This window comes from Stenotrophomonas pictorum JCM 9942, assembly GCF_001431585.1.
GTDB classification, from domain to species: Bacteria; Pseudomonadota; Gammaproteobacteria; order Xanthomonadales; family Xanthomonadaceae; genus Stenotrophomonas; species Stenotrophomonas pictorum.
This window is the reverse complement of sequence record NZ_LLXS01000009.1, coordinates 68,260-88,331: the sequence shown is the minus strand read 5'-3', so window position 1 is coordinate 88,331 and position 20,072 is coordinate 68,260. Positions and strand designations below refer to the sequence as shown.

At 66.5% G+C, this 20,072-nt stretch carries 18 protein-coding genes; 2 read left to right on the top strand and 16 right to left on the bottom strand.

Annotated elements, in window-relative coordinates; translation table 11 throughout:
* Positions 1-250: 250 nt before the first annotated feature.
* On the bottom strand, positions 251-913 hold the full coding sequence (locus ARC78_RS04165; RefSeq protein WP_054660855.1) for a hypothetical protein: 663 nt from the start codon (positions 911-913) through the stop codon (positions 251-253).
* Between the two features lie 146 nt (positions 914-1,059).
* Here ARC78_RS04165 and ARC78_RS04160 point away from each other — a divergent pair, with 146 nt between their 5' ends.
* Both ARC78_RS04160 and ARC78_RS04155 read left to right on the top strand, forming a co-directional pair.
* Positions 1,060-3,270 (top strand): winged helix-turn-helix domain-containing protein, encoded by a 2,211-nt coding sequence (locus ARC78_RS04160; RefSeq protein ID WP_057505800.1) that lies wholly within the window; start codon positions 1,060-1,062, stop codon positions 3,268-3,270.
* Between the two features lie 54 nt (positions 3,271-3,324).
* Positions 3,325-3,759 carry a hypothetical protein gene (locus tag ARC78_RS04155; RefSeq protein WP_145974275.1) on the top strand — a complete coding sequence of 145 codons (435 nt, stop codon included), beginning with the start codon at positions 3,325-3,327 and terminating at the stop codon, positions 3,757-3,759.
* Between the two features lie 15 nt (positions 3,760-3,774).
* On the opposite strand, the gene ARC78_RS04150 is transcribed toward ARC78_RS04155, so the two are convergent.
* The 15 genes from ARC78_RS04150 to rpsB all read right to left on the bottom strand — a co-directional run bounded on the left by ARC78_RS04150 (position 3,775) and on the right by rpsB (position 19,706).
* Positions 3,775-4,398, bottom strand: a complete 624-nt coding sequence (locus ARC78_RS04150; protein ID WP_054660606.1) for a ribonuclease HII — start codon at positions 4,396-4,398, stop codon at positions 3,775-3,777.
* 32 nt (positions 4,399-4,430) lie between these two features.
* Positions 4,431-5,636 carry a lipid-A-disaccharide synthase gene (gene lpxB / locus ARC78_RS04145; RefSeq protein ID WP_057505798.1) on the bottom strand — a complete coding sequence of 402 codons (1,206 nt, stop codon included), beginning with the start codon at positions 5,634-5,636 and terminating at the stop codon, positions 4,431-4,433.
* The gene (lpxA, locus tag ARC78_RS04140) at positions 5,633-6,424 is read right to left on the bottom strand and encodes an acyl-ACP--UDP-N-acetylglucosamine O-acyltransferase (RefSeq protein ID WP_054658735.1); all 792 of its coding nucleotides are present in this window, start codon (positions 6,422-6,424) and stop codon (positions 5,633-5,635) included. The genes lpxB and lpxA overlap by 4 nt, the downstream gene beginning before the upstream one ends.
* Positions 6,425-6,440: 16 nt before the next feature.
* A complete protein-coding gene (fabZ, locus tag ARC78_RS04135) occupies positions 6,441-6,899 on the bottom strand; it encodes a 3-hydroxyacyl-ACP dehydratase FabZ (RefSeq protein WP_054658737.1) in 459 nt (152 codons plus the stop codon).
* Positions 6,896-7,912, bottom strand: a complete 1,017-nt coding sequence (gene lpxD, locus ARC78_RS04130; protein WP_054658739.1) for a UDP-3-O-(3-hydroxymyristoyl)glucosamine N-acyltransferase — start codon at positions 7,910-7,912, stop codon at positions 6,896-6,898. The genes fabZ and lpxD overlap by 4 nt, the downstream gene beginning before the upstream one ends.
* Positions 7,913-8,016: 104 nt before the next feature.
* The gene (gene bamA, locus ARC78_RS04125; protein WP_054658741.1) at positions 8,017-10,482 is read right to left on the bottom strand and encodes an outer membrane protein assembly factor BamA; all 2,466 of its coding nucleotides are present in this window, start codon (positions 10,480-10,482) and stop codon (positions 8,017-8,019) included.
* Positions 10,483-10,553: 71 nt separating this feature from the next.
* Positions 10,554-11,912 (bottom strand): RIP metalloprotease RseP, encoded by a 1,359-nt coding sequence (gene rseP / locus ARC78_RS04120; protein WP_057505797.1) that lies wholly within the window; start codon positions 11,910-11,912, stop codon positions 10,554-10,556.
* 26 nt (positions 11,913-11,938) lie between these two features.
* Positions 11,939-13,135 carry a 1-deoxy-D-xylulose-5-phosphate reductoisomerase gene (locus tag ARC78_RS04115; RefSeq protein ID WP_057505796.1) on the bottom strand — a complete coding sequence of 399 codons (1,197 nt, stop codon included), beginning with the start codon at positions 13,133-13,135 and terminating at the stop codon, positions 11,939-11,941.
* 1 nt (position 13,136) lies between these two features.
* On the bottom strand, positions 13,137-13,958 hold the full coding sequence (locus tag ARC78_RS04110) for a phosphatidate cytidylyltransferase (RefSeq protein ID WP_054657161.1): 822 nt from the start codon (positions 13,956-13,958) through the stop codon (positions 13,137-13,139).
* Entirely contained in the window at positions 13,955-14,728 is a 774-nt protein-coding gene (gene uppS / locus ARC78_RS04105; RefSeq protein WP_083468365.1) for a polyprenyl diphosphate synthase, read from the bottom strand. Before uppS ends, ARC78_RS04110 begins: the two co-directional genes overlap by 4 nt.
* Positions 14,729-14,731: 3 nt before the next feature.
* Complete coding sequence (gene frr / locus ARC78_RS04100; protein ID WP_054657163.1) at positions 14,732-15,289, bottom strand: ribosome recycling factor; 558 nt, start codon at positions 15,287-15,289, stop codon at positions 14,732-14,734.
* A gap of 82 nt (positions 15,290-15,371) precedes the next feature.
* Positions 15,372-16,100: a UMP kinase gene (gene pyrH, locus ARC78_RS04095; RefSeq protein WP_057505795.1), complete on the bottom strand. Its 729-nt coding sequence runs from the start codon at positions 16,098-16,100 to the stop codon at positions 15,372-15,374.
* 109 nt (positions 16,101-16,209) lie between these two features.
* The gene (locus tag ARC78_RS04090; protein ID WP_054657165.1) at positions 16,210-17,715 is read right to left on the bottom strand and encodes a GGDEF domain-containing protein; all 1,506 of its coding nucleotides are present in this window, start codon (positions 17,713-17,715) and stop codon (positions 16,210-16,212) included.
* Positions 17,716-17,890: 175 nt separating this feature from the next.
* Entirely contained in the window at positions 17,891-18,769 is an 879-nt protein-coding gene (gene tsf, locus ARC78_RS04085; RefSeq protein WP_054657167.1) for a translation elongation factor Ts, read from the bottom strand.
* Between the two features lie 133 nt (positions 18,770-18,902).
* The gene (gene rpsB, locus ARC78_RS04080; RefSeq protein ID WP_054657169.1) at positions 18,903-19,706 is read right to left on the bottom strand and encodes a 30S ribosomal protein S2; all 804 of its coding nucleotides are present in this window, start codon (positions 19,704-19,706) and stop codon (positions 18,903-18,905) included.
* Positions 19,707-20,072 lie beyond the last annotated feature (366 nt).

Genomic DNA, 20,072 nt, shown 5'->3' with positions numbered 1-20,072 from the left:
CAGGGTAGCGGTGGGGGCCGGTGGGGACAAGGCTTGACATCACCGTGGGCGGTTGCCGGCTTGTGGTCCGGGAGCCGGCCGACCGCCCGGCGGGGCGCTGGCGACCGTGCCGGTGCGGGCGGGGACGGGCCTCCTGTACCGCGGCGTGGGGTCCGCAGGCGGTACAGGACCATGTGCATGTGCCCGGGTGGCCGTCCGGGCGACGGACGACCCGGCCAGGCAACCGGGGCCAACCGACATCCCGGCAGGGTCAGTGGACGCGGAAGTAGCGCATCGGCTCGGGAGCGTAGCTGTTTTCGCGGACCCGACGCTGGTGCTCGTGCAGGCGCGCTTCGATCTCGCGCAGCTCCAGCCAAAGGCTGCGGCTGAATGCGATTTCCGTGTAATCGCGCCCCTGGCGTTCGGCCTCGATGCGGCGCAGGCGCTGGTAGTCCAGGAAGTTGGCGACCTCACCGGCCAGCTGCGGCCATGCCGTGTCGATCACGATGGCCTGGTCGAGCTGGCCGACCCCGGGGACCGAGTCAGGAATCAGCTGGCGGTTCTCGTGCAGATAGCCGAGCACGCAACGGGCGCAGCTCACCGCTTCGGCGACCGGTTCCCAGTCATCGTCCTGGAGCATCTGCTCCACGAGCCGGGCCTGCTGCAGCCGCTGCCGGATGCAGGCCGACGGAGCGGTGTTGCTGCTGGCATTGCTGCCCAGGCTGCGGGCGGCGGTGGCCAGCTGGTCGGCCTCCAGTGGCTGGGTGCGGCCCAGCCGGGCCAGCAGCTGGTTGAAGCGTTCGACTTCCCGTGGGAGCAGCACGAAGTCGTTCACATGGTTGCGGCGGTGGGGATTGCTGCCGGGGGACTGATCGAGCACCTGCGGAAGCGGAAGGCGGCCGTCGAAGGCGGTGGAGTCGAGGGTGGCGTACATGGTGGTGCTCCAGGCGGGGGAGGGGTGCGCCCGTGAAGAACGGTGCAGCACCAGCATCCGCTTGGGCGTAGCATGGGTCATGATGGCAGGCGGAGCCTTCAGACAGTCATTGCGCTGGTTTCTGAGGTTTTGATGAGGGCTTGCCGATGGGGTCGACCGGAGACCCGGGTAACACTGGTCACGCGACCGAACGCTACCGTTTTGACGGCATCGTGGTCGACGCGGTCGCGCATACGCTCAGCCGCGACGGCCAGTTCCATTCCGTGGAGCCCAAGGCGTTTGCGGTATTGCTGCTGTTGCTGCGGCACGCCGATGAATTGCTGGAGCGCGACCAGTTGCTCGACGCGGTCTGGGGCCACCGGCACGTCACCCCGGGCGTGCTGACCCGCGCCATCGCCCAGCTGCGTGCGGCGCTGGATGACCACTCGCACGAGCCGCGCTATATCCAGACCCAGCACGGATTGGGATACCGGTTCATCGGCAAACTGTTGCCGGCCGAAGAGCCGTCAACCGCCACGCCGGCGCTGACCGGGCCGCTGCCACCCGGGACCGGGCCGTCCACGCTGGCTGAGGGCGCAGCTGCGGCGCAGTCGCCCCTGATGCTGGAGCCGGCGCCCAGGCCGGCATCGCGGCTGTCCGGGGGGCGTCAGGCCGCCAATGTGCCGCTGCCGTTGTGGCTGCGCTCGCGCGGGATGCTGATCGGGACCGGGCTGGCGCTGCTGGTGCTGGCCGCCGGCGGCTGGTGGCGGAGCCATACCACCGTCAGGCAACCGTCATTGGCCGAGGCCTCCATCGCGGTGATGCCCTTCAGCAGCCTCAGCGACAACGCCGATGACCGCTATTTCGCCGATGGCCTGGCGGTGGAAATGCACGATGCACTGGCCGATGTGCCGGGCCTGAAGGTGGCGGCGCGGCAGCTGGCGGCGCCGGCCAATGCCGAGGACGATGTACGGCGGATCGGACGCCGGTTGGGGGTGGCCACGTTGCTGGATGCCAGCGTACGCCGCGAGGGCGGCAAGGTGCGGATCAGTGCGCGGCTGTCGGACACCACGACCGGATTCACGCTGTGGACCGATACCTATGACCGTGAGATCCACGACGTGTTCGCCTTGCAGAGTGAGATTGCCGGCCAGGTGGTGCATGAACTGCTTGGGCACCTGCCCGGGGAAGTGCCGGGGCTGGCGCAGCGCTTGACGCCCACCAACGACGTCGACGCCTACGATGCCTATCTGCGCGGACTGGCATTGCTGCAGCGTCCGGTCGGCGAGACCGGCAATGAACGGGCGATCGCCAATTTCCGCCAGGCGCTGGCGGCCGATCCGCATTTCGCCCGCGCCCAGGCCGGCATCTGCCGGGCGGAAATCGCCCGGCTCGAAGGGGTCAGCGATGCGGTGGCGTTCGAGCGGGCGCGGCAGGCCTGCGCGCAGGCCCAGGCGATGGATCCGGGGCTGCGCGAGGTGAGCCTGGCGATGGCCGAGATCGCCCGGGTCAGCGGCCAGAGCGCGCGCGCGCTGACCCTGTACCGGCAGGCCACCGACGACCCGGCGCTGCGTGCCGACGGACTGGTCGGGTTGGCCCGCACCTATGGCGCGCTCGGGCAGGAGGCGCGGGCGCTGGACTACTTCCAGCAGGCGGTGGCGGCGCGGCCCAGCGACGCGCAGATCTACCGTCTGCTCGGCTATCACCACTGGCTGCGCGGCGAGCTGCCCCAGGCGATCGAGGCCTTTGTCACCGCCACCCTCCTGCAGCCGGAAGACAGTCGCCTGTGGAGCAGCCTGGGCGGTCTGTATCTGGCCCAGGGTGACAGCGCCCAGGCTGGCCGGGCGTTCAGCATGTCGTTGTCGATCGAACCCAATGCCGGGGCGCTGACCAATCTGGGCGCGATGAAATTTGACAGCGGCGAATACGCCGTCGCTGCAGGGTTGTTCCAGCAGGCCACGGTGCTGGAGCCGGACGACTATCTGCACTGGGGCAATCTGGCCGATGCGCTGGCCGCCTCACCGGACACCGCCGCCCAGGCGCAGGTGCCATACCGGCGCGCGGCGCAACTGGCGCAACGTTATGTCGACGTGCGCCGCGACGATGCGTACGCGCTGGCCTTGCTGTCCTGGTATCGCGCCAATCTGGGCGAGCGGGCACGCGCGCTGCAGGACCTGCAGCGCGCGCGCAAACTGGGCACCCAGCCGGCCGAGGTCGCGCTGTGGTGTGCGCAGACGCTGACCCTGCTCGATGATCGGCAAGGTGCCCGCAGTTGCGTCGCCAGCGCGCTGAAGGAGGGCGTTCCGCAACAGCGGATCGATGCACTGCTGTCGTTGCAGCGTTTCGCCGCGGCCGGCGGGGCCGCGCACCGGCAATAAGGGGGCTGCTTTTCCCCTGTCCGTGGCGGCGGACCCCATCCAGGAGTGGTCGTCATGCGTAGCAGAACGTGGGTGTACGGAGTGGTCATGGGCAGCGCCGCGGCCTGGGCCATGCAGCAGACATCGCCGGCGCAAACGCGCGAGCCGCCGCTGTGCACGGACCAGTTGCCGCCACGGGCGGTCAAGCTGGTCTATGTCGATGTGGCACCGGGCGTGGCCGGACCGGTCGTCACGCCGGAGCTGTGTGTGGTCCGCAGCGGCACCCAGGTGGTGTGGCGCAAATCGGCTGATGCGCAGGAGTCGTTCGAACTCACCTTCGCCGAAGCGCCAGGTGGTACCGCGGCGACGCAGTTCCTCTCCAGGCCCGTCGGCAACCGCCAGGAAGTGCTGATCACCGCCAAGCCGGTGACGAGCACCAGCGAGATCCCCTACGACGCGCGTATTGGCGTTTCCCGCATCGATCCGGGAATCAAGATCGTGCCGCGCTGAACGCTGCGGCCGGGTTCAGGCCGGCTGCAGGCAGGCGCGGACCGGGGCGAAACTGCGACGATGCTGCGGGCACGGGCCATGGGCCCGCAGTGCGGCCATGTGCGCGGGCGTGCCGTAGCCCTTGTGCTGCTCGAAGCCGTATTCGGGGAACTGCAGGTGCAGATCCCGCATGTAGCGGTCGCGGCTGACCTTGGCCAGGATCGAGGCGGCCATGATGCTGCGGTCGATGGCGTCGCCGCCGACCAGCGCCTCGGCCGGGCAGGGCAGGCCCTGGGGAATCTTGTTGCCGTCGATGCGCGCGAACTGGGCGACATGTGCCACGCCTTCCACCGCCTGGCGCATGCCCTGCATGGTGGCCTGGAAGATGTTCAGGCTGTCGATCTCGGCCACGTCGACCATGATGATGGCGTGGGCCAGGGCGCGTTCGATGATGCGATCAAACAGTTGCTCGCGGCGCAGTGCGGTCAGCGCCTTGGAATCATCCAGACCGTTGATGCGTGGCAGATCCGGATTGAACACCACCGCTGCCACGGCCACCGGTCCGGCCAGCGGACCGCGCCCGGCTTCATCCACCCCGGCGATCAGGCGCGGGGCTGGATGTGCGCCCACTGCGGCATCGTCGAACAGCGACAGCGACATCTCTGCGGCGCGGATGCGGGTGCGGCGGGCGGTCATGGCCGGGCGGCCGCCGGCACGCGCAACAGTCCGGCGACCGCCTCGGCCGCGCGGGCCGAGGCGTCCTGTCGCAGTTCCTGGTGCAGGCGCAGGTAGTCGTCCTGCAGACCGCTCACGCCCTGCGGATGCTCGAACCACTGCGTCACCGCGGCAGCGAGCTTGTCCGGGGTGCAGTCGTGCTGCATCAGTTCCGGCGCCAGATCCTTGCCGGCAAGCACATTCGGCAGCGCATAACGGTTGACCTTGAGCAGCCCCAGTGCTCTGACGATGCGGTAGGTGAGCTCCGCCACGCGGTAGCCGACCACCATTGGCCGCTTGACCAGCATGGTTTCCAGTGTTGCGGTGCCCGACGCCAGCATCACCACATCAGCGGCGGTCATCGCCTCGCGGGCGCGACCATCGAGCAGATGCACACGCGCGCTGGGAAGGGCGGCGGCACGGATCTGCTCGACCAGCAGCGCCTTGCAGTGGGCGTTGGCGGCCGGCACCACGATGTGCAGGTCGCGCCTCTTCTCGCACAGCTGCCAGGCGGCCTCGAAGAACGGCGGACCGAGGCGACTGACTTCACCCAGCCGGCTGCCCGGCAGCACCGCCAGCACCGGCACCTGCGCGGGAATGGCCAGCGCCGCGCGTGCCTGCTCGCGGTCGCTTTCCAGCGGTATCTCGTCGGCCATGGGGTGGCCGACGAAGCGCGCGTCGATGCCATGGCGCGCGTAGATCGGCGGTTCCATCGGAAACAGGCACAACACCAGGTCGGCGCTGGCGCCGATCTTCTCGGCGCGTTTCTCACGCCAGGCCCAGACCGAGGGGCTGACGTAATGCACGGTAGGAATACCGCGCTGCTTGAGCCACTTTTCCACGCCCAGATTGAAATCCGGCGCATCAATGCCGATGAAGACATCCGGTTGCCAGTCGAGCACGCGCTGGCGGAACTGCTTGCGCAGCTTCAGCAGCCGCGGCAGATGGCGCAGGATCTCGGCCAGCCCCATCAGCGCCAGTTCACTGGCATCAAACCAGGTCTGACAGCCGGCTTTGCGCATCGCATCGCCACCGATGCCGGCGAATTCGGCATCGGGATAGCGCTGGCGCAGTTGATCGATCAAACCGGCACCGAGTCCGTCGCCGGACGCCTCACCGGCGACGAGCGCGATGCGAAGCGCGCGTCCGGCGGTGTCCGGCAAGCGGTCCAGGCGCCCGGTCATCGCAGCAGCGGACGGTCGGTGTGTTCGATGAAGTCCAGCAGGTCCTTCACGTCGGCATTGTCACGGGCCTGCTCGGCCAGCTGCTGCTTGGCTTCGGCCAGTGGCAACCCCGCCACGTACAGGGTGCGGTAGGCACGCTTGATCGCGGCGATACGCTCGGCATCGAAGCCGCGGCGCTTGAGGCCTTCGCTGTTGATGCCGCGGGGACGGCCGTGGGTGTCGGTGCCGACCATGGTGAAGGGCGGTACGTCGCCGCCCACCAGGGCGCCCATGCCGAGAAACGCGTGATCGCCGATGCGGCAGAACTGGTGCGCGCCGGCGAAGCCGCTGATGATCACCCAGTTGCCGACGGTGACATGCCCGGCCAGCGTGGTGTTGTTGGAGAACACGCAGTGGTTGCCGACATGGCAGTCGTGGGCGACGTGCACATAGGCCAGCAGCCAGTTGTCGTTGCCGACCGTGGTGATGCCACCGCCGCCGCCGGTTCCGCGGTTGATGGTGACGAACTCGCGGATCACGTTGCGGTCACCGATCACCAGTTCGGTGCGTTCGCCGCCGAACTTCTTGTCCTGTGGCTCGCCGCCGATGGCGGCATGGCCGATGAAGTGGTTCTCGCGGCCGATCCGGGTCGGACCGTGGATGCTGCAATGCGGGCCCACCACCGTGCCGGCGCCGATTTCAACCTCGGCCCCGATCAGGGTGAAAGCGCCCACGCGGACATCGGCGGCAAGCACCGCCGCCGGGTCGATGACTGCGGTCGGGTGGATCAGCGGGGCGCTGTTGTTCATGCGTCGGCTCCGGGGATCAGTCGCGGGTGCCGGCGCACAGCACTTCGGCATGGGCGACGACTTCGCCGTCCACCTTGGCTTCGCCGTAGTACACGGCCATGTTGCGGATCACCCGCTTGACCTGCACGTGCAGCTCCAGCACATCGCCCGGCACCACCTGCTTCATGAAGCGCACATTGTCCACCTTGACCAGGTAGAACAGCTTGGACTGCGCATCACGGCCGAGGCTGAGCTGGGTCAGCACGCCGCCGGCCTGGGCCAGCGCCTCGATGATCAGCACGCCCGGCATGATCGGCTGGGTCGGGAAATGCCCCTGGAAGAACGGCTCGTTGATGGTGACGTTCTTGTGCGCGACGATGCGCTTGCCTTCGATATCGAGCTCGACGACTTTGTCGACCAGCAGGAATGGATAGCGGTGCGGGATCAACGTCTGGATCGTGGTGACGTCGATGGGCAGCTGCGGACTTGCGTTCATTCCTTCTCCTTGCTCACAGCCAGGATGCGCCTTGCCAGCGCATCGAGCTGCTTGAAGCGCGCGGCGTTTTTGCGCCACGTGCGGTTGTCGGTCAATGGGGTGCCGGATGAGTATTCACCCGGTTCGGTAATGGAGTTGCGCACCACCGATCGGCCGGTGATGGTGACGTGGTCGCAGATTTCCAGGTGCCCGACCACGCCGACCGAGCCGCCCAGCAGGCAGTAGCGGCCGATCTTGGCGCTGCCGGCGATGCCGGTGGAGCCGGCGATGGCGCTGTGCGCACCGATCTGCACGTTGTGGGCGATCTGCACCAGGTTGTCCACGCGCACGTCCTCGTCGAGCACGGTGTCTTCCAGCGCGCCACGGTCGATGCAGGTGTTGGCGCCGATCTCGCAGTCGTCGCCGATGCGCACGCCGCCCAGCTGCGGCACCTTGATCCAGTGGCCGCCGTCCATCGCCAGGCCGAAGCCTTCGGCACCGAGCACGGCACCCGGGTGGATACGCACGCGCTTGCCCAGCTTGACCCGGGCCACCAGGCTGACGCGGGCCAGCAGTTCGCAGCCGGCTTCGAGCTGGCAGTCGTCACCGACCACGCTGCCGGGGCCGATGATGCAGCTTTCACCGATCACGCTGCGCGCGCCAATATATACGTGCGGACCGATATGGGCGCTGGCCGCCACCTGGGCGCTGGGATCGATGACCGCACTGGGGTGGATGCCGGGCTCACGCAGCGGCACGGTCTCGAACAACGCGCCGATCTTGGCGAAGGCGGTGTACGGGTCTTTGGCGATCAGGGTGGTGCCGGGCGCGGCTGCGGCATCGTCGGCACGAAGCACGACGATCGAAGCCTGGCTGTCGGCCAGCTGCGGCCGATAGCGCGGATTGGCCAGAAAGGTGAGCTGGCCGGCGCCGGCATGGGCGAGGGTGGCGACGCCGTGGATGCTGGCGGTCGCATCGCCCTGCACCTGCAGACCAAAGCGTTCGGCAAGTTCCTGTGCGGTATAGGTAGGCATATTCACTGCGGCAGTTTAGCGCCAGAGGGGCCAGCGGTCATGACAAGGCCCGGTTGCCCGGGCCTTGTCTGATGCAGGTGGTGCATGGAATGGTCAGGCGGAAATCAGAACTGGCCACCGAAGGTGAACTGCAAACGCTCGATTTCGTCGCCTTCTTCCTTCTTCAGCGGGAACGCGTAGCTGATCGAGATCGGGCCGACCGGAGCGCGCCACAGCAGGGCGACACCGGCCGAAGCACGCAGCTCGTTGGCCTTGAAGTTGCTGGTGCCGGCGTAGACGTTGCCCACGTCCAGGAACGCGGAAACGCGCGCCGACGGGCTGTCGAACAGCTTCGGGAAATAGGCTTCGATCGAGCCGACCGTCTTCACCGAGCCACCCAGCGGCTGGCCGTTGTAGTAGCCGCCAATGGGTTCCGAGCGCGGGCCCAGGGTGTTGTCCTCGAAGCCACGCACCGAGTTGGTGCCGCCCGCGTAGAAGTTCTCGAAGAACGGCAGGCCGGATGCCTTGATCTGGCGGTAGTTGGCGGTGGGGTTGGTGGCGCAGTCCACCACCTGCGAATAGCCCGGGGTACCCGGCACGGCCGGCGTGTCGCCATTGGCGGGGGTGCCGGGGACCGCCGGAATATCGTTCCAGCAGATGTCGCGGACCTTGTCGCTGCCGTAGGAATCGCCGTAGCCCAGCTCCAGACGGGTATTGATGACCAGCGACGGCATGATCGGCCAGTACTTGGAGAACTGGTAGCTGAGCTTGTAGTACTCCACGGTCGAGCCCGGCAGCGTGGCCTCCAGGCCCAGACGCTGGTAGGTGCCGCGGGTCGGCATGAAATAGTCGTTGCGGGTATCACGGGCCCAGCCCAGCTCGGTGCGCCAGGAGTGGAAGGTGCGCGTGCCGACCGCATCGATGTAGTCGATGATCACCTGCGGGGTGTAGCCCTGGTAGGTGGTGATCTGGTTGCTGTCGATGCCGAACATCAGCGAGAACGCGTCGTTCTCGGTGATCGGCACGCCGAACACCACCTGCGCGGCACCGTTGGTGCTGTTGTACTGGGCGGTGTTGAAGTCCGAATAGTCCAGCTCGCGCCAGGACAGGTTGTAGCCCAGCGAGACGCCGTCATCGGTGAAGTAGGGGTTGGTGTAGGAGAAGCCGTAGCGCTGCAGGTAGCTGCTGCGCGAGGCGTCGACCGACACGCGGTTGCCGCCGCCCAGGAAGTTGTTCTGCGACAGCTGGATCGAGGTGGTCATGCCGTAGGACTGCGAATAGCCCAGGCCGAACACGAAGCTGCCGGAAGTGGTTTCCTTGACGTTGTAGACCACGTCCACCTGGTCGTTGCTGCCGGTGACCGGGCTGGATTCGACATCGACCGACTCGAAGTAGCCCAGACGCTGCAGGCGGATCTTGGAGCGGTCGATTGCCGCCTGCGAGTACCAGCTGTTCTCGAACTGGCGCATTTCGCGGCGCAACACTTCATCGGCGGTACGCGAATTGCCCTTGAACACGATGCGGCGCACGGCCACGCGCGGGCCCGGCACCACCTGCATGTTCACCGCGACGGTGCGGTCGGCACGGTTGCTGGTCGGGATCGGGTTCACCTTGGCGAAGGCGTAACCGATGTTGGACAGGCTGTTGGTGATCGCATCGGCGCTGAATTCCAGCAGGGCGCGCGAGAACGTGTCGCCGCTCTTCTGGATCACCATGCGTTCCACATCTTCCTGCGGAAGAATGGTGTCGCCGGTGACCTTTATTTCGGAGATCTTGTACTGCTCACCCTCGGTGACGCCGGCGGTGATGAACATGTCGCGCTTGTCGGGGCTGATCGAGACCTGGGTGGAATCGATGCTGAAATCGACATAGCCGCGGTCCAGATACCAGGAGTTGAGCTTCTCCAGGTCGCCGGACAGTTTTTCCTTGGAGTACTGGTCATCGCGGCGGTACCACGAGGCCCAGTTGTGCTCCTTCGATTCCCAGGTGTCGAGGATGTTCTCGGCGGGGAATTTCTCGGTGCCCACCAGGTTCACGTGCTGGATCTTGGCCGCCTTGCCTTCCTTCACGGCGATGGCGACATCGACGCGGTTGCGGTCCAGCGGGCTCACCGTCGGGGTGATCTCGACGTTGTATTTGCCACGGTCGTTGTACTGGCGACGCAATTCCTGCGTCACCCGGTCCAGACTCAAACGGTCAAAGGTGCCGCCTTCGCTCAGGCCGATGTCGCTCAGACCCTTGAGCAGCTGCTCGCTCTTGATGTCCTTGTTGCCGGTGACGGTCAACTTGTTGATCGCCGGGCGCTCCTTGACCGTGACCACCAGGATGTCGCCCTGGCGGTCCAGCTGCACATCCTCGAAGAAGCCGGTCTTGTAGAGCGCGCGGATGGTGTCCCCGACCTTGGCGTCATCGACCGTGTCGCCACGCTCGATGGGCAGATAGGTGAATACCGTACCGGAGGAGATGCGCTGCAGGCCGTCCACGCGGATATCGCTGGCGGTGAAGGGCTCGGCCGCCAGCGCAAGCGCAGGCAGGGCCAGACCGGCAGCAAGGGCGAGGGCAAGCAGGCGGCGATTGGGAAGTCGCGTCATGTCACGTCCGGTTGGAGTCGATTTCAATGTTGCGTGGGTGCCGGCGTAAGACGACGACAGCAGGGAAAAGTTCATCGCGGGACCAGGCTGAGAATGTCGTTGTAGAACGCCAATCCCATCAGCCCGGCCAGCAGCGCCAGACCGATGTACTGGCCGGCGGCGATGGCGCGCTCGCTCAGCGGGCTGCCCTTGACCAACTCGATAAGGTAATACAGCAGGTGGCCGCCGTCCAAGATCGGGATTGGCAGCAGGTTGATGATGCACAGGCTCAGCGACAGCAGGGCCAGGAAATACAGGAACCAGTCCACGCCGCGCTCGGCCGAGGCATTGGCCACGCGGGCGATGGTGATCGGCCCGGAAATGTTCTTGACCGAGGCATGGCCGGTCAGCATCCGCCGCATCATCCCCAGCGAATCACTGGCGAGCTTGCCGGTTTCGCGCAGGGCCGCCGGGATTGCCGCCAACACGCCGTACTGCTGGCGGGCGTCGTAGGCGGGGGCTTGGCCGGTGACAAAGCCCACGCCGATCAGCCAGCGCGGCTTGCCGTCCTGGCCCTGGCCCGCGATCGGCATCAGCTCCAGGGCCAGGCGCTCGCCCGCGCGCTCGATGTCGAGCATGCCGGCGCCGCCGCGCTCGCCCAGTTGTTGCACCAGCGGGGCAACCTGGTCGGCGCTCTCCACCCGCTGGCCGTCGATGGCCAGGATCAGGTCGCCGGGTTGCAGCACGCCACTGGCAGCCGAATCGGCGACGATCGACTCCACCAGGGCCGGTTGCAGCCAGAATTGCCAGATGAAGCCTGCCTGCACCGGGACGTTGCGCTCATCGAAATCCGCCGGCAGCTGCGACAGCGGCAGTACCCGGGTGCGCTCGTTGTCCAGGGCATCGCGGACCTTGGTGCGGGCATCCTGGCGGTCCATCGCGGCGGTGGTGAAGGCCATGCTGGCTTCGGCCCAGGTGTCCACCGCGCGGCCATCCACTTCAACGATACGGTCGCCGGCGGCAAAGCCGGCCTGCTGGGCCATGCCGGTGCTGCGGCCGATGGTGGCCGAGTAGTCCTGCTTGCCGATCACAAACATCGCCCACAGCAGGGCGATGCACAGCAGCAGGTTGGCGGCCGGACCGGCAGCGACGATGGCGATGCGCTGCCACACACTCTTGTTGTTGAAGGCGACCGCGCGCTCGCCGGCAGGCACTTCGGCTTCGCGCTCGTCCAGCATCTTCACGTAGCCGCCCAGCGGGATGGCGGCGATGGCGAACTCGGTACCGTTGCGGTTGCGGCGGCTCCACAGCGGTTTGCCGAAGCCCACCGAGAAGCGCAGCACCTTCACCCCACAGCGGCGGGCCACCCAGTAATGACCGAATTCGTGGAACGTGACCAGCAGGCCCAGGCTGACGATCATCCACCACACGGAGCCGAGAAAATCACCCATGGGCAGAACTCGATTGGAAGGTGGGTTCAGACATGCGGCAGGCGGGCGATGGCGGCTTCGGTGATCTGGCGGGATTGCGCGTCCGCTGCCAGCAGGGCGTCCAGTGTATCGGCCGCCACGTACGGCAGGGTGGAGAGGGCGTGCTCCACCAGCGCGGGAATCGACAGGAAGCCTATACGGCCCTGAAGAAAGGCTGAAACCGCCACCTCGTTGGCCGCGTTCAGGATGGCCGGGGCGCTGCCGCCGGCGTCCATGGCCTGCCAGGCTAGGCGCAGGCAGGGGAAGGCGTCCAGGTCCGGCGCCTCGAAATCGAGCCGGCCCTGGCTGAGCAGGTCCAGCCCGGCGACGCCCGATTCGATGCGCTGCGGCCAACCCAGACCGACCGCCAGGGTGGTGCGCATATCCGGCAGCCCGAGCTGAGCAAGGGTGGAGCCGTCGATGAATTCCACCAGTGAATGCACCAGGCTTTGCGGGTGCACCAGCACATCGATGCGCGCGCCCGGGATGTTGAACAGGTGGTGCGCCTCGATGACTTCCAGGCCTTTGTTCATCAACGTCGCCGAATCGACCGAGATCTTCGGCCCCATCGACCACTTGGGATGGGCCACAGCCTGGGCCGGGGTCACGCCTTCCAGTTCGGCACGGCTGCGGCCACGGAACGGGCCACCGGAGGCGGTGAGGATGATCCGGCGCACACCGGCTTCCAGGCGTGCATCGCATGAGCGCAGGCACTGGAAGATCGCGTTGTGTTCGCTGTCGATCGGGATGATCTCGGCCCCGGCAGCGGCGGCTTCGCGGGTCAGCAGCTCGCCGGCCAGCACCAGCGACTCCTTGTTGGCCAGCAGCAGGCGCTTGCCGGCCCGGGCGGCGGCCAGGGTCGAGGACAGGCCGGCGGCCCCGACAATCGCCGCGACCACGGTGTCGCAGGTGTTGCCGGCCGCCAGTGCATCAATGGCGTCGTCGCCGGCGTGGGCCTCGGTGGTGAGGCCGGCGGCAGCCAGTCCGTCGCGCAGCCTCGCGTACAACGCCGGATCGGCGATGGCGGCGTGATCGGGGCGGTGCGTCCGGCACAGCGCGATCAGGGCGTCGACATTGCTGCCGGCGGCCAGCACGCTGGCGCGCAGCTGCCTTGGATGCCGGGCGATGACGTCCAGCGCGGAGCTGCCGATCGAGCCGGTGGCGCCGAGGATCGCGATCTGGCGCGGAAAAGAGGTCAAGGACATATCAGAAACCGAAGATTTCCTTGCCCAGCGCGAACACCGGCAAGGCAGCGAGGACGCCATCGATGCGGTCCAGCACGCCGCCGTGGCCGGGGATCACGTTGCCCGAGTCCTTGGCGCCGGCATGACGCTTGAGCAGGCTTTCGAACAGATCACCCAGCACCGAGGCCAGTACGGCGATGGCGGCGACGAGCATCAGTCCGCCCAGCTGCGAAGCCTGCACGCCGGCGATCCAGCCGAATACGCCGGCCACCAGCAGGCCTGCCAGCAGTCCGCCGAGCAGACCCTCGATGGTCTTGTTCGGGCTGATGCGTGGGGCGAGCTTGTGCTTGCCGAACGTGCGGCCGGCGAAATAGGCGCCGGAATCGGCGGCCCAGACGGTTGCCAGTGCGGTCAGCAGCCAGCGGTTGCCATTGGGCTCGCCGGCATGGATCAGCACCAGCGCAGTCCAGGCCGGAATGATGGCCAGCGTCGCGGCGGCCAGCTTGAGGGTGCGCGAGCCGCTTTCCTCATGCGCGCCGAAGTTGAAAAACCGCAGCCACAGCAGTGCCAGCAGCCAGAAGCCGACGCCGACCAGCGTGGCCAGCTGGAACAGGACCGTGCTGCCGGCCGAGGCCCACACCAGCAGCACCATCAGCAGCAGGTTCAGCACCAGCAGGACCGTGCGCGGCAGGCCGTCGACATGGGTGAGCTTGAGCCATTCCCACAGCCCGGTCAGAAACACCAGTGCCGCGGCAGCTGCCAGCCATTGGGTGGGAAGCAGCAGGATCGCGCAGATGGCCACCGGGGCCATGATCAGCGCGGCGATGACTCGGGTCTTGGTCATGGGATTGCGGTCTCCGTTGCCGCGGCGGTGATCTGGGCGCTGGTCAGGCCAAAGCGCCGTTCACGGCGGCAATAGTCGTCCATCGCCTGCTGGAGTACGCCAGCATCGAAGTCCGGCCACAGCACGTCGGTAAACCACAGTTCGGTATAGGCCAGCTGCCAGAGCAGGAAATTGCTGATGCGGGTGTCGCCGCCCGTGCGGATGAACAGATCCGGCGGCGGCAGGTCGGCCAGTGCGACATGCCGCGCAAGCGCCTGCTCGTCGATCTGGTCCAGGGTGAGGGTGCCGGCGACAACCTGTTCGGCCAGTGCGCGTGCGGCGTGGGCGATATCCTGGCGTCCGCCATAGCTGGCGGCGATGGTCAGGGTCATCGCGGTGTTGTCGAGCGTGCGCTGTTCCGAACGCGCCATGCGTTCGAGGATGCCCTTGCCAAAGCGGGTCCGGTCCCCGATAAAGCGCACGCGGACACCGCGACGATGGAGTTCATCCACCTCGCGATCCAGCGCACCGAGGAACAGCTTCATCAGGGCATCGACCTCTTCCTTCGGCCGGCCCCAGTTCTCGCTGGAAAACGCGAACAGGGTCAGGCCGCAGATGCCGTTCTCAAGGCAGAAGTCGATGGTGCGGTTGACCGCACGGGCGCCGGCGCGGTGACCGATCATGCGCGGTCGCCGGCGTTGCTGCGCCCAGCGCCCATTGCCATCCATGATGATGGCAATGTGCCCGGGCAGACGCGCTGCGGGTGTGCCGCTGGGCAGGACGGATGGCACGGGTCAGACCGCCATCAGTTCCTGTTCTTTGAGTTTGACCACCTCGTCGATGTCCTTGATCGCCTTGTCGGTCAGCTTCTGGATGTCTTCCTGTGCACGACGGTCGTCATCTTCGGTGATGGTCTTGTCCTTGAGCAGCTTGGCCACTTCCTGGTTGGCATCGCGGCGGATGTTGCGGATGGCGACCTTGGTCTCCTCGCCTTCCTTGCCCACCGATTTGGCCAGCTCCCGGCGGCGCTCTTCGGTGAGCGGCGGCAGGTTCAGGCGGATCACCGTGCCCATGGTGGTGGGGGTGATGCCGATGTCGGAGGCGTAGATGGCTTTCTCCACGTCCTTGATCATGTTCTTGTCGAACAGGGTGATCACCAGCGAACGGCCTTCGGACACACTGATGCTGGCCACCTGGTTCAGTGGCGTATCGGTGCCGTAGGCTTTGACCTTGATGCCTTCAAGCAGGGCCGGTGATGCGCGGCCGGTGCGGATGGTGGTGAGGGTGTGGCGCAGAGCATCGATGCTCTTGGCCATGCGCGCCTGCGCATCTTGCTTGATTTCGTTGATCATCGCCGAATCCTTGATGTTTCTTGAACCGGTCGATTATAGGCGAAACCCCGCACCCACCGGACCGGAACCGGTTGTGAGAAGGTCAGTGGGCGTCGCGGCCGTGGACCAGTGTGCCGATGTTCTCGCCGTGCAGGATCTTCAGCAGTTCGCCCGGCTGGCTCATGTCGAACACCCGCATCGGCAGGTCGCTGTCGCGGGCCAGTGCGAACGCCGCCGTGTCCATCACTTCCAGGCCCTGGCTGATCACGCGGTCGTAGGTCAGGCTGTCGTAGCGCACGGCATCGGCATGCTTGTTCGGGTCCTTGTCGTAGACGCCATCGACCTTGGTGGCCTTGAGCAGCAGGTCGGCACCGATCTCGATCGCGCGCAGTGCGGCGCCGGAGTCGGTGGTGAAGAACGGGTTGCCGGTGCCGGCGGCGAAGATCACCAGGCGGCCCTTTTCCAGGTGGCGGATCGCGCGGCGGCGGATGTAGTCCTCGCACACGTCGTTGATCTTGATCGCACTCATCACGCGCGCCTTGCCGCCGGCCTTTTCCAGCGCGTCCTGCATGGCCAGGGCGTTGATCACGGTGGCCAGCATGCCCATGTGATCGCCGGTGACGCGGTCCATGCCGCCAGCGGCAAGACCGGCGCCGCGGAAGATGTTGCCGCCGCCGACCACCAGCGCGATCTCCGCGCCGGCCTGCTGGGCCTCGATCACCTCATGTGCCAGGCGATTGATGACCTTGGGGTCGATGCCGTAGTCCTCATCTCCCATCAGCGCCTCCCCGGAAAGTTTCAGAAGGATGCGGTGGTAGGCGAGCTTGGACATGGCGGTCTCACAGGGCTGGAAAACGCGTGAATTCTAACGGAAGCGGCGGTTCCAAGTCAGAGGTGTTGTTGCAATGCGGCGTAAATTCCGGAGATGGCCCCCTGCCGGTTCAGCAGGCGGTGGGGGAGGGCGCCGGTGCCCGCGCGTTGACGCGGTTGCGGCCCTGGGTCTTGGAGCGGTACAGCACGTCGTCGGCGGCCTTGAGCAGTTCCTGCACATCGACGAACCGTTCGTAGTCGCCATGGGCGGCCACGCCGGCGGAGAAGGTGACATGCACGGGAGCGCCTTCGACCTCGATCATCGGGATGTGCGCGATGTTGAGCAGCACCCGGCGGATCACTTCCACGGCCAGCTGCTCGCTGGTGCCGGGGAAGATGACCACAAACTCCTCGCCACCGAAGCGGGCGATCGTGTCGCTGCTGCGCAGTTGTGCCTGCAGTTGTCCGGCAAACACCTGCAGGACCTGGTCGCCAATCAAATGGCCGTGCAGGTCATTGATTTTCTTGAAGTCATCCAGGTCGATGAAGGCGATGGAGAGGGGGCGGTCGAGCTGTGCGGCGCGGGCGAACTCCTGTTCCAGCACGGCTTCAAGCTGGCGCCGGTTCAGCACCCCGGTCAGCGCATCCAGGTGGACCTGCTCGCCCAGGCGGCGTGCCTGCGCTTCGAAGTCGTCGGCCCGCCGGCGTGCGGAGGAGGCGTCCTGCAGCTCGCGCAGGTTGCGCAGTTCCTTCAGTTCGCTGGCGTGTTCCAGCAGCTGGGTCACGCGGGCGGAAGTCGGGGGCGGGGTGTCGAACAGGGCGCTCAGGTCCGGCAGCATCTGGCTGATCTGCTGCAGCACCTGCTCGAAGCGCGGGCTGTCCATCTGCAGCTCGGCATGTACCCGCTGCAGGGCATAGGTGCGCGCGGCATCGGCGTCATCACTCAGCCAGATCTCGGCGACGCATCCGGAAAGGGCGACGCAGCGTTCGAAAAGGTCGGTCGCGATGGCGGGCGGCTCGCTGTGGGCGATGGCCTCGACCAGGTAGCGTGGCAGGTGCCATTGCTCGCACAGCTGCGCGCCGATATCGGCGTGACTGCAGTCCAGTACCGCGCGCTCGCGGGCAAGCAGTTCGTCGTTGCTGCTGGCCGTGCCGAGCAGGTTGGGGTAGCTGTCCGGACGGGCCTGCAGCAGGGCAAGGATGCCGACGTCCTGCAGCAGGCCGGCCAGCATCAGTTCTTCGATCCGGCGCACGCCACAGCCCAGTCCGAGGAAGCGGGCGGCCAGGGCGCTGAGGATGCTGCGCCGCCAGGTTGCCTCCAGCAGTTGCGGTTCGCGGCTTTCCTCGCGCAATGCGCGGGACAGTGAAAAACCCAGTGCAAGCTGCAAGGTGGCATTGAGTCCGAGCATGGTCAGTGCCTGGCCCAGATTCTCGATCCGGCGCCGGCTGGCATACAGCGGCGAGTTGGCGATGCGCATCATGCGCGCGCTCAGGGCAACGTCCAGGGCGATGACGTCCGCCGCCGTGGCGATATCGGTTTCCGGATCCTGCGCCAGCTCGATGATGCGCAGGGCAATGGCCGGCGGCGAGGGCAGGTTTCGGCAAAGAGATAGCGTGTTGGTCAGCTCGGGTGACATGTCATGAGGGCGGTCAGCAGATGCCCAAGAATACATGCGCCTCGCCAAGAAAGCAGATACATCACATTTTTGCCTGGCATTGCGCGGATTTGCGGGTGTGGCGGCCGTTCGGGTCGGACAAAAAAGAAGCCGCGGAGGGCCGCGGCTTCTTCTGGACATCAGGTGCGGGCCGGAATCAGACCTGCATCGCCTTGGCGACTTCGGCGGCGTAGTCTTCCACCACCTTCTCGATGCCTTCGCCGACCACCAGGCGCTGGAAGCCGATCACTTCGGCGCCAGCGGCCTTGAGCACCTGCTCGACGGACTGGTTGGTGTCCAGCACGTACGGCTGGCCGTACAGGGTCACTTCGTTGACGATCTTGTTGATCTTGCCGGAGATGATCTTTTCCAGGATGTCGGCCGGCTTGGCCTTTTCCTTGTCGGACATCTTGGCCAGCTCGATTTCCTTTTCCTTGGCAACGAACTCGGCCGGCACATCGCTAGCCTTGTTGTGCGGCGGATTCATGGCGGCCACGTGCATGGCCAAGCCACGGGCCAGCTCGTCGTTGCCGCCGGCCAGTTCGATCAGCACGCCGATGCGGCCGCCGTGGATGTAGGCGGCAACGGTGTTGCTGGTGTCGATGCGGGCCAGGCGACGGATCTGCATGTTCTCGCCGAGCTTGGCGATGGCGGCAGCGCGGGCTTCCTCGACGGTTTCGCCGGTGGCCATTTTGGCCGACTTCAGGGCTTCGGCGTCAGCGGCACCCGAAGTCAGGGCAGCCTGGGCAACGGCGTCGATGAAGGCGATGAAGTTGGCGTCCTTGGCGACGAAGTCGGTCTCGGAGTTGACTTCCACCAGCACGGCCTTGTTGCCGTCCTGTGCCGCCGCGATGCGGCCTTCGGCGGTGACGCGGTCAGCCTTCTTGTCGGCCTTGGCCAGGCCCGACTTGCGCAGCCATTCGGCGGCGGCGTCGATGTTGCCGTCGTTCTCGGTCAGAGCCTTCTTGCACTCCATCATGCCGGCGCCAGTGCGCTCGCGCAGTTCCTTGACCAGGGAGGCGGTGATTTCAGCCATGGGATTACCTCACGAATAGAAAGGGGAAGGCCGGCAATGATTGCCGGCCGTTGTTACGCGACCCTGTCAGTGCCGGGCGCAGCGGGTGCGCCGGTACAGGGAGGTGGGCGCGGCGGGCGCGCCCACGTGGGGATCAGGCCGAAGCCTCGTCGCCCTTGGTGGTCTTCTTGGCAGGAGCGCGGCGGGCCGGCTTGGCTTCTTCGGCAGCGGCGGCTTCGGCGAACTCTTCCTCGCGCACCGAGGCGGAGTTCGGAGCGGCGGCCTTGCCTTCCAGCACGGCGTCAGCGGCGGCGCGGGCGTACAGCTGCACGGCGCGGATGGCGTCGTCGTTGCCCGGGATGGCGTAATCGACCAGTTCCGGGTTGTAGTTGGTGTCAACCACGGCGATCACCGGGATGCCGAGCTTCTTGGCTTCCTTGATGGCGATGTCTTCGTGGCCGATGTCGATGACGAAGATGGCGTCGGGCAGACGGTTCATGTCCTTGATGCCGCCCAGCGAGGCTTCCAGCTTGTCGCGCTCGCGACGCAGGCCCAGCACTTCGTGCTTGACCAGCTTGTCGAAGGTGCCGTCGGTTTCGCCGGCTTCCAGTTCCTTCAGGCGGGCCACCGACTTCTTCACCGTGGCGAAGTTGGTCAGGGTGCCGCCCAGCCAGCGCTGGTTCATGAACGGCATGCCGCAACGCTCGGCTTCTTCCTTGATCGAGTCGCGGGCGCTGCGCTTGGTGCCCAGGAACAGGATGGTGCCGCGCTTCTGGGCAACGGACGAGATGAAGTTCATCGCATCGTTGAACAGCGGAACGGTCTTTTCCAGGTTGATGATGTGGATCTTGCCGCGGGCGCCGAAGATGTACGGAGCCATCTTGGGGTTCCAGTAGCGGGTCTGGTGGCCGAAGTGGACGCCGGCTTCCAGCATCTGACGCATGGTGACCTGGGGCATTGCAAAACTCCTGGTAGGGAACCTGCCGCCAAGGAAAGGTGAGAAGGCGGCGCGCACTGCGCGATAGGTTCCGGGGTTGGGCTTCCCTGGCGCCTCCGTGGCCGAACCCTGACAGATCAGGGCACCCCGGCACGGATGGGGGCGACAGGTGTGGATTCACCGAATGGCGCTCGGTGTGGGCGTACTTTGCAGGCACCGGGCCTGGCGCAGCTGCGGGAGTATAAGGGGCATGGCGGGCTTCCCGCAAATGACCGGGTCCGTGCCCGTGCGATGCGCCCGGGGTTCGGGGCATTGCTGCACCGGCTGCGGTGCGGGAATGCTTTCCCCCGTTCAGGGCGCCGGTATCGCCGTCGCGCGCCGGATTGC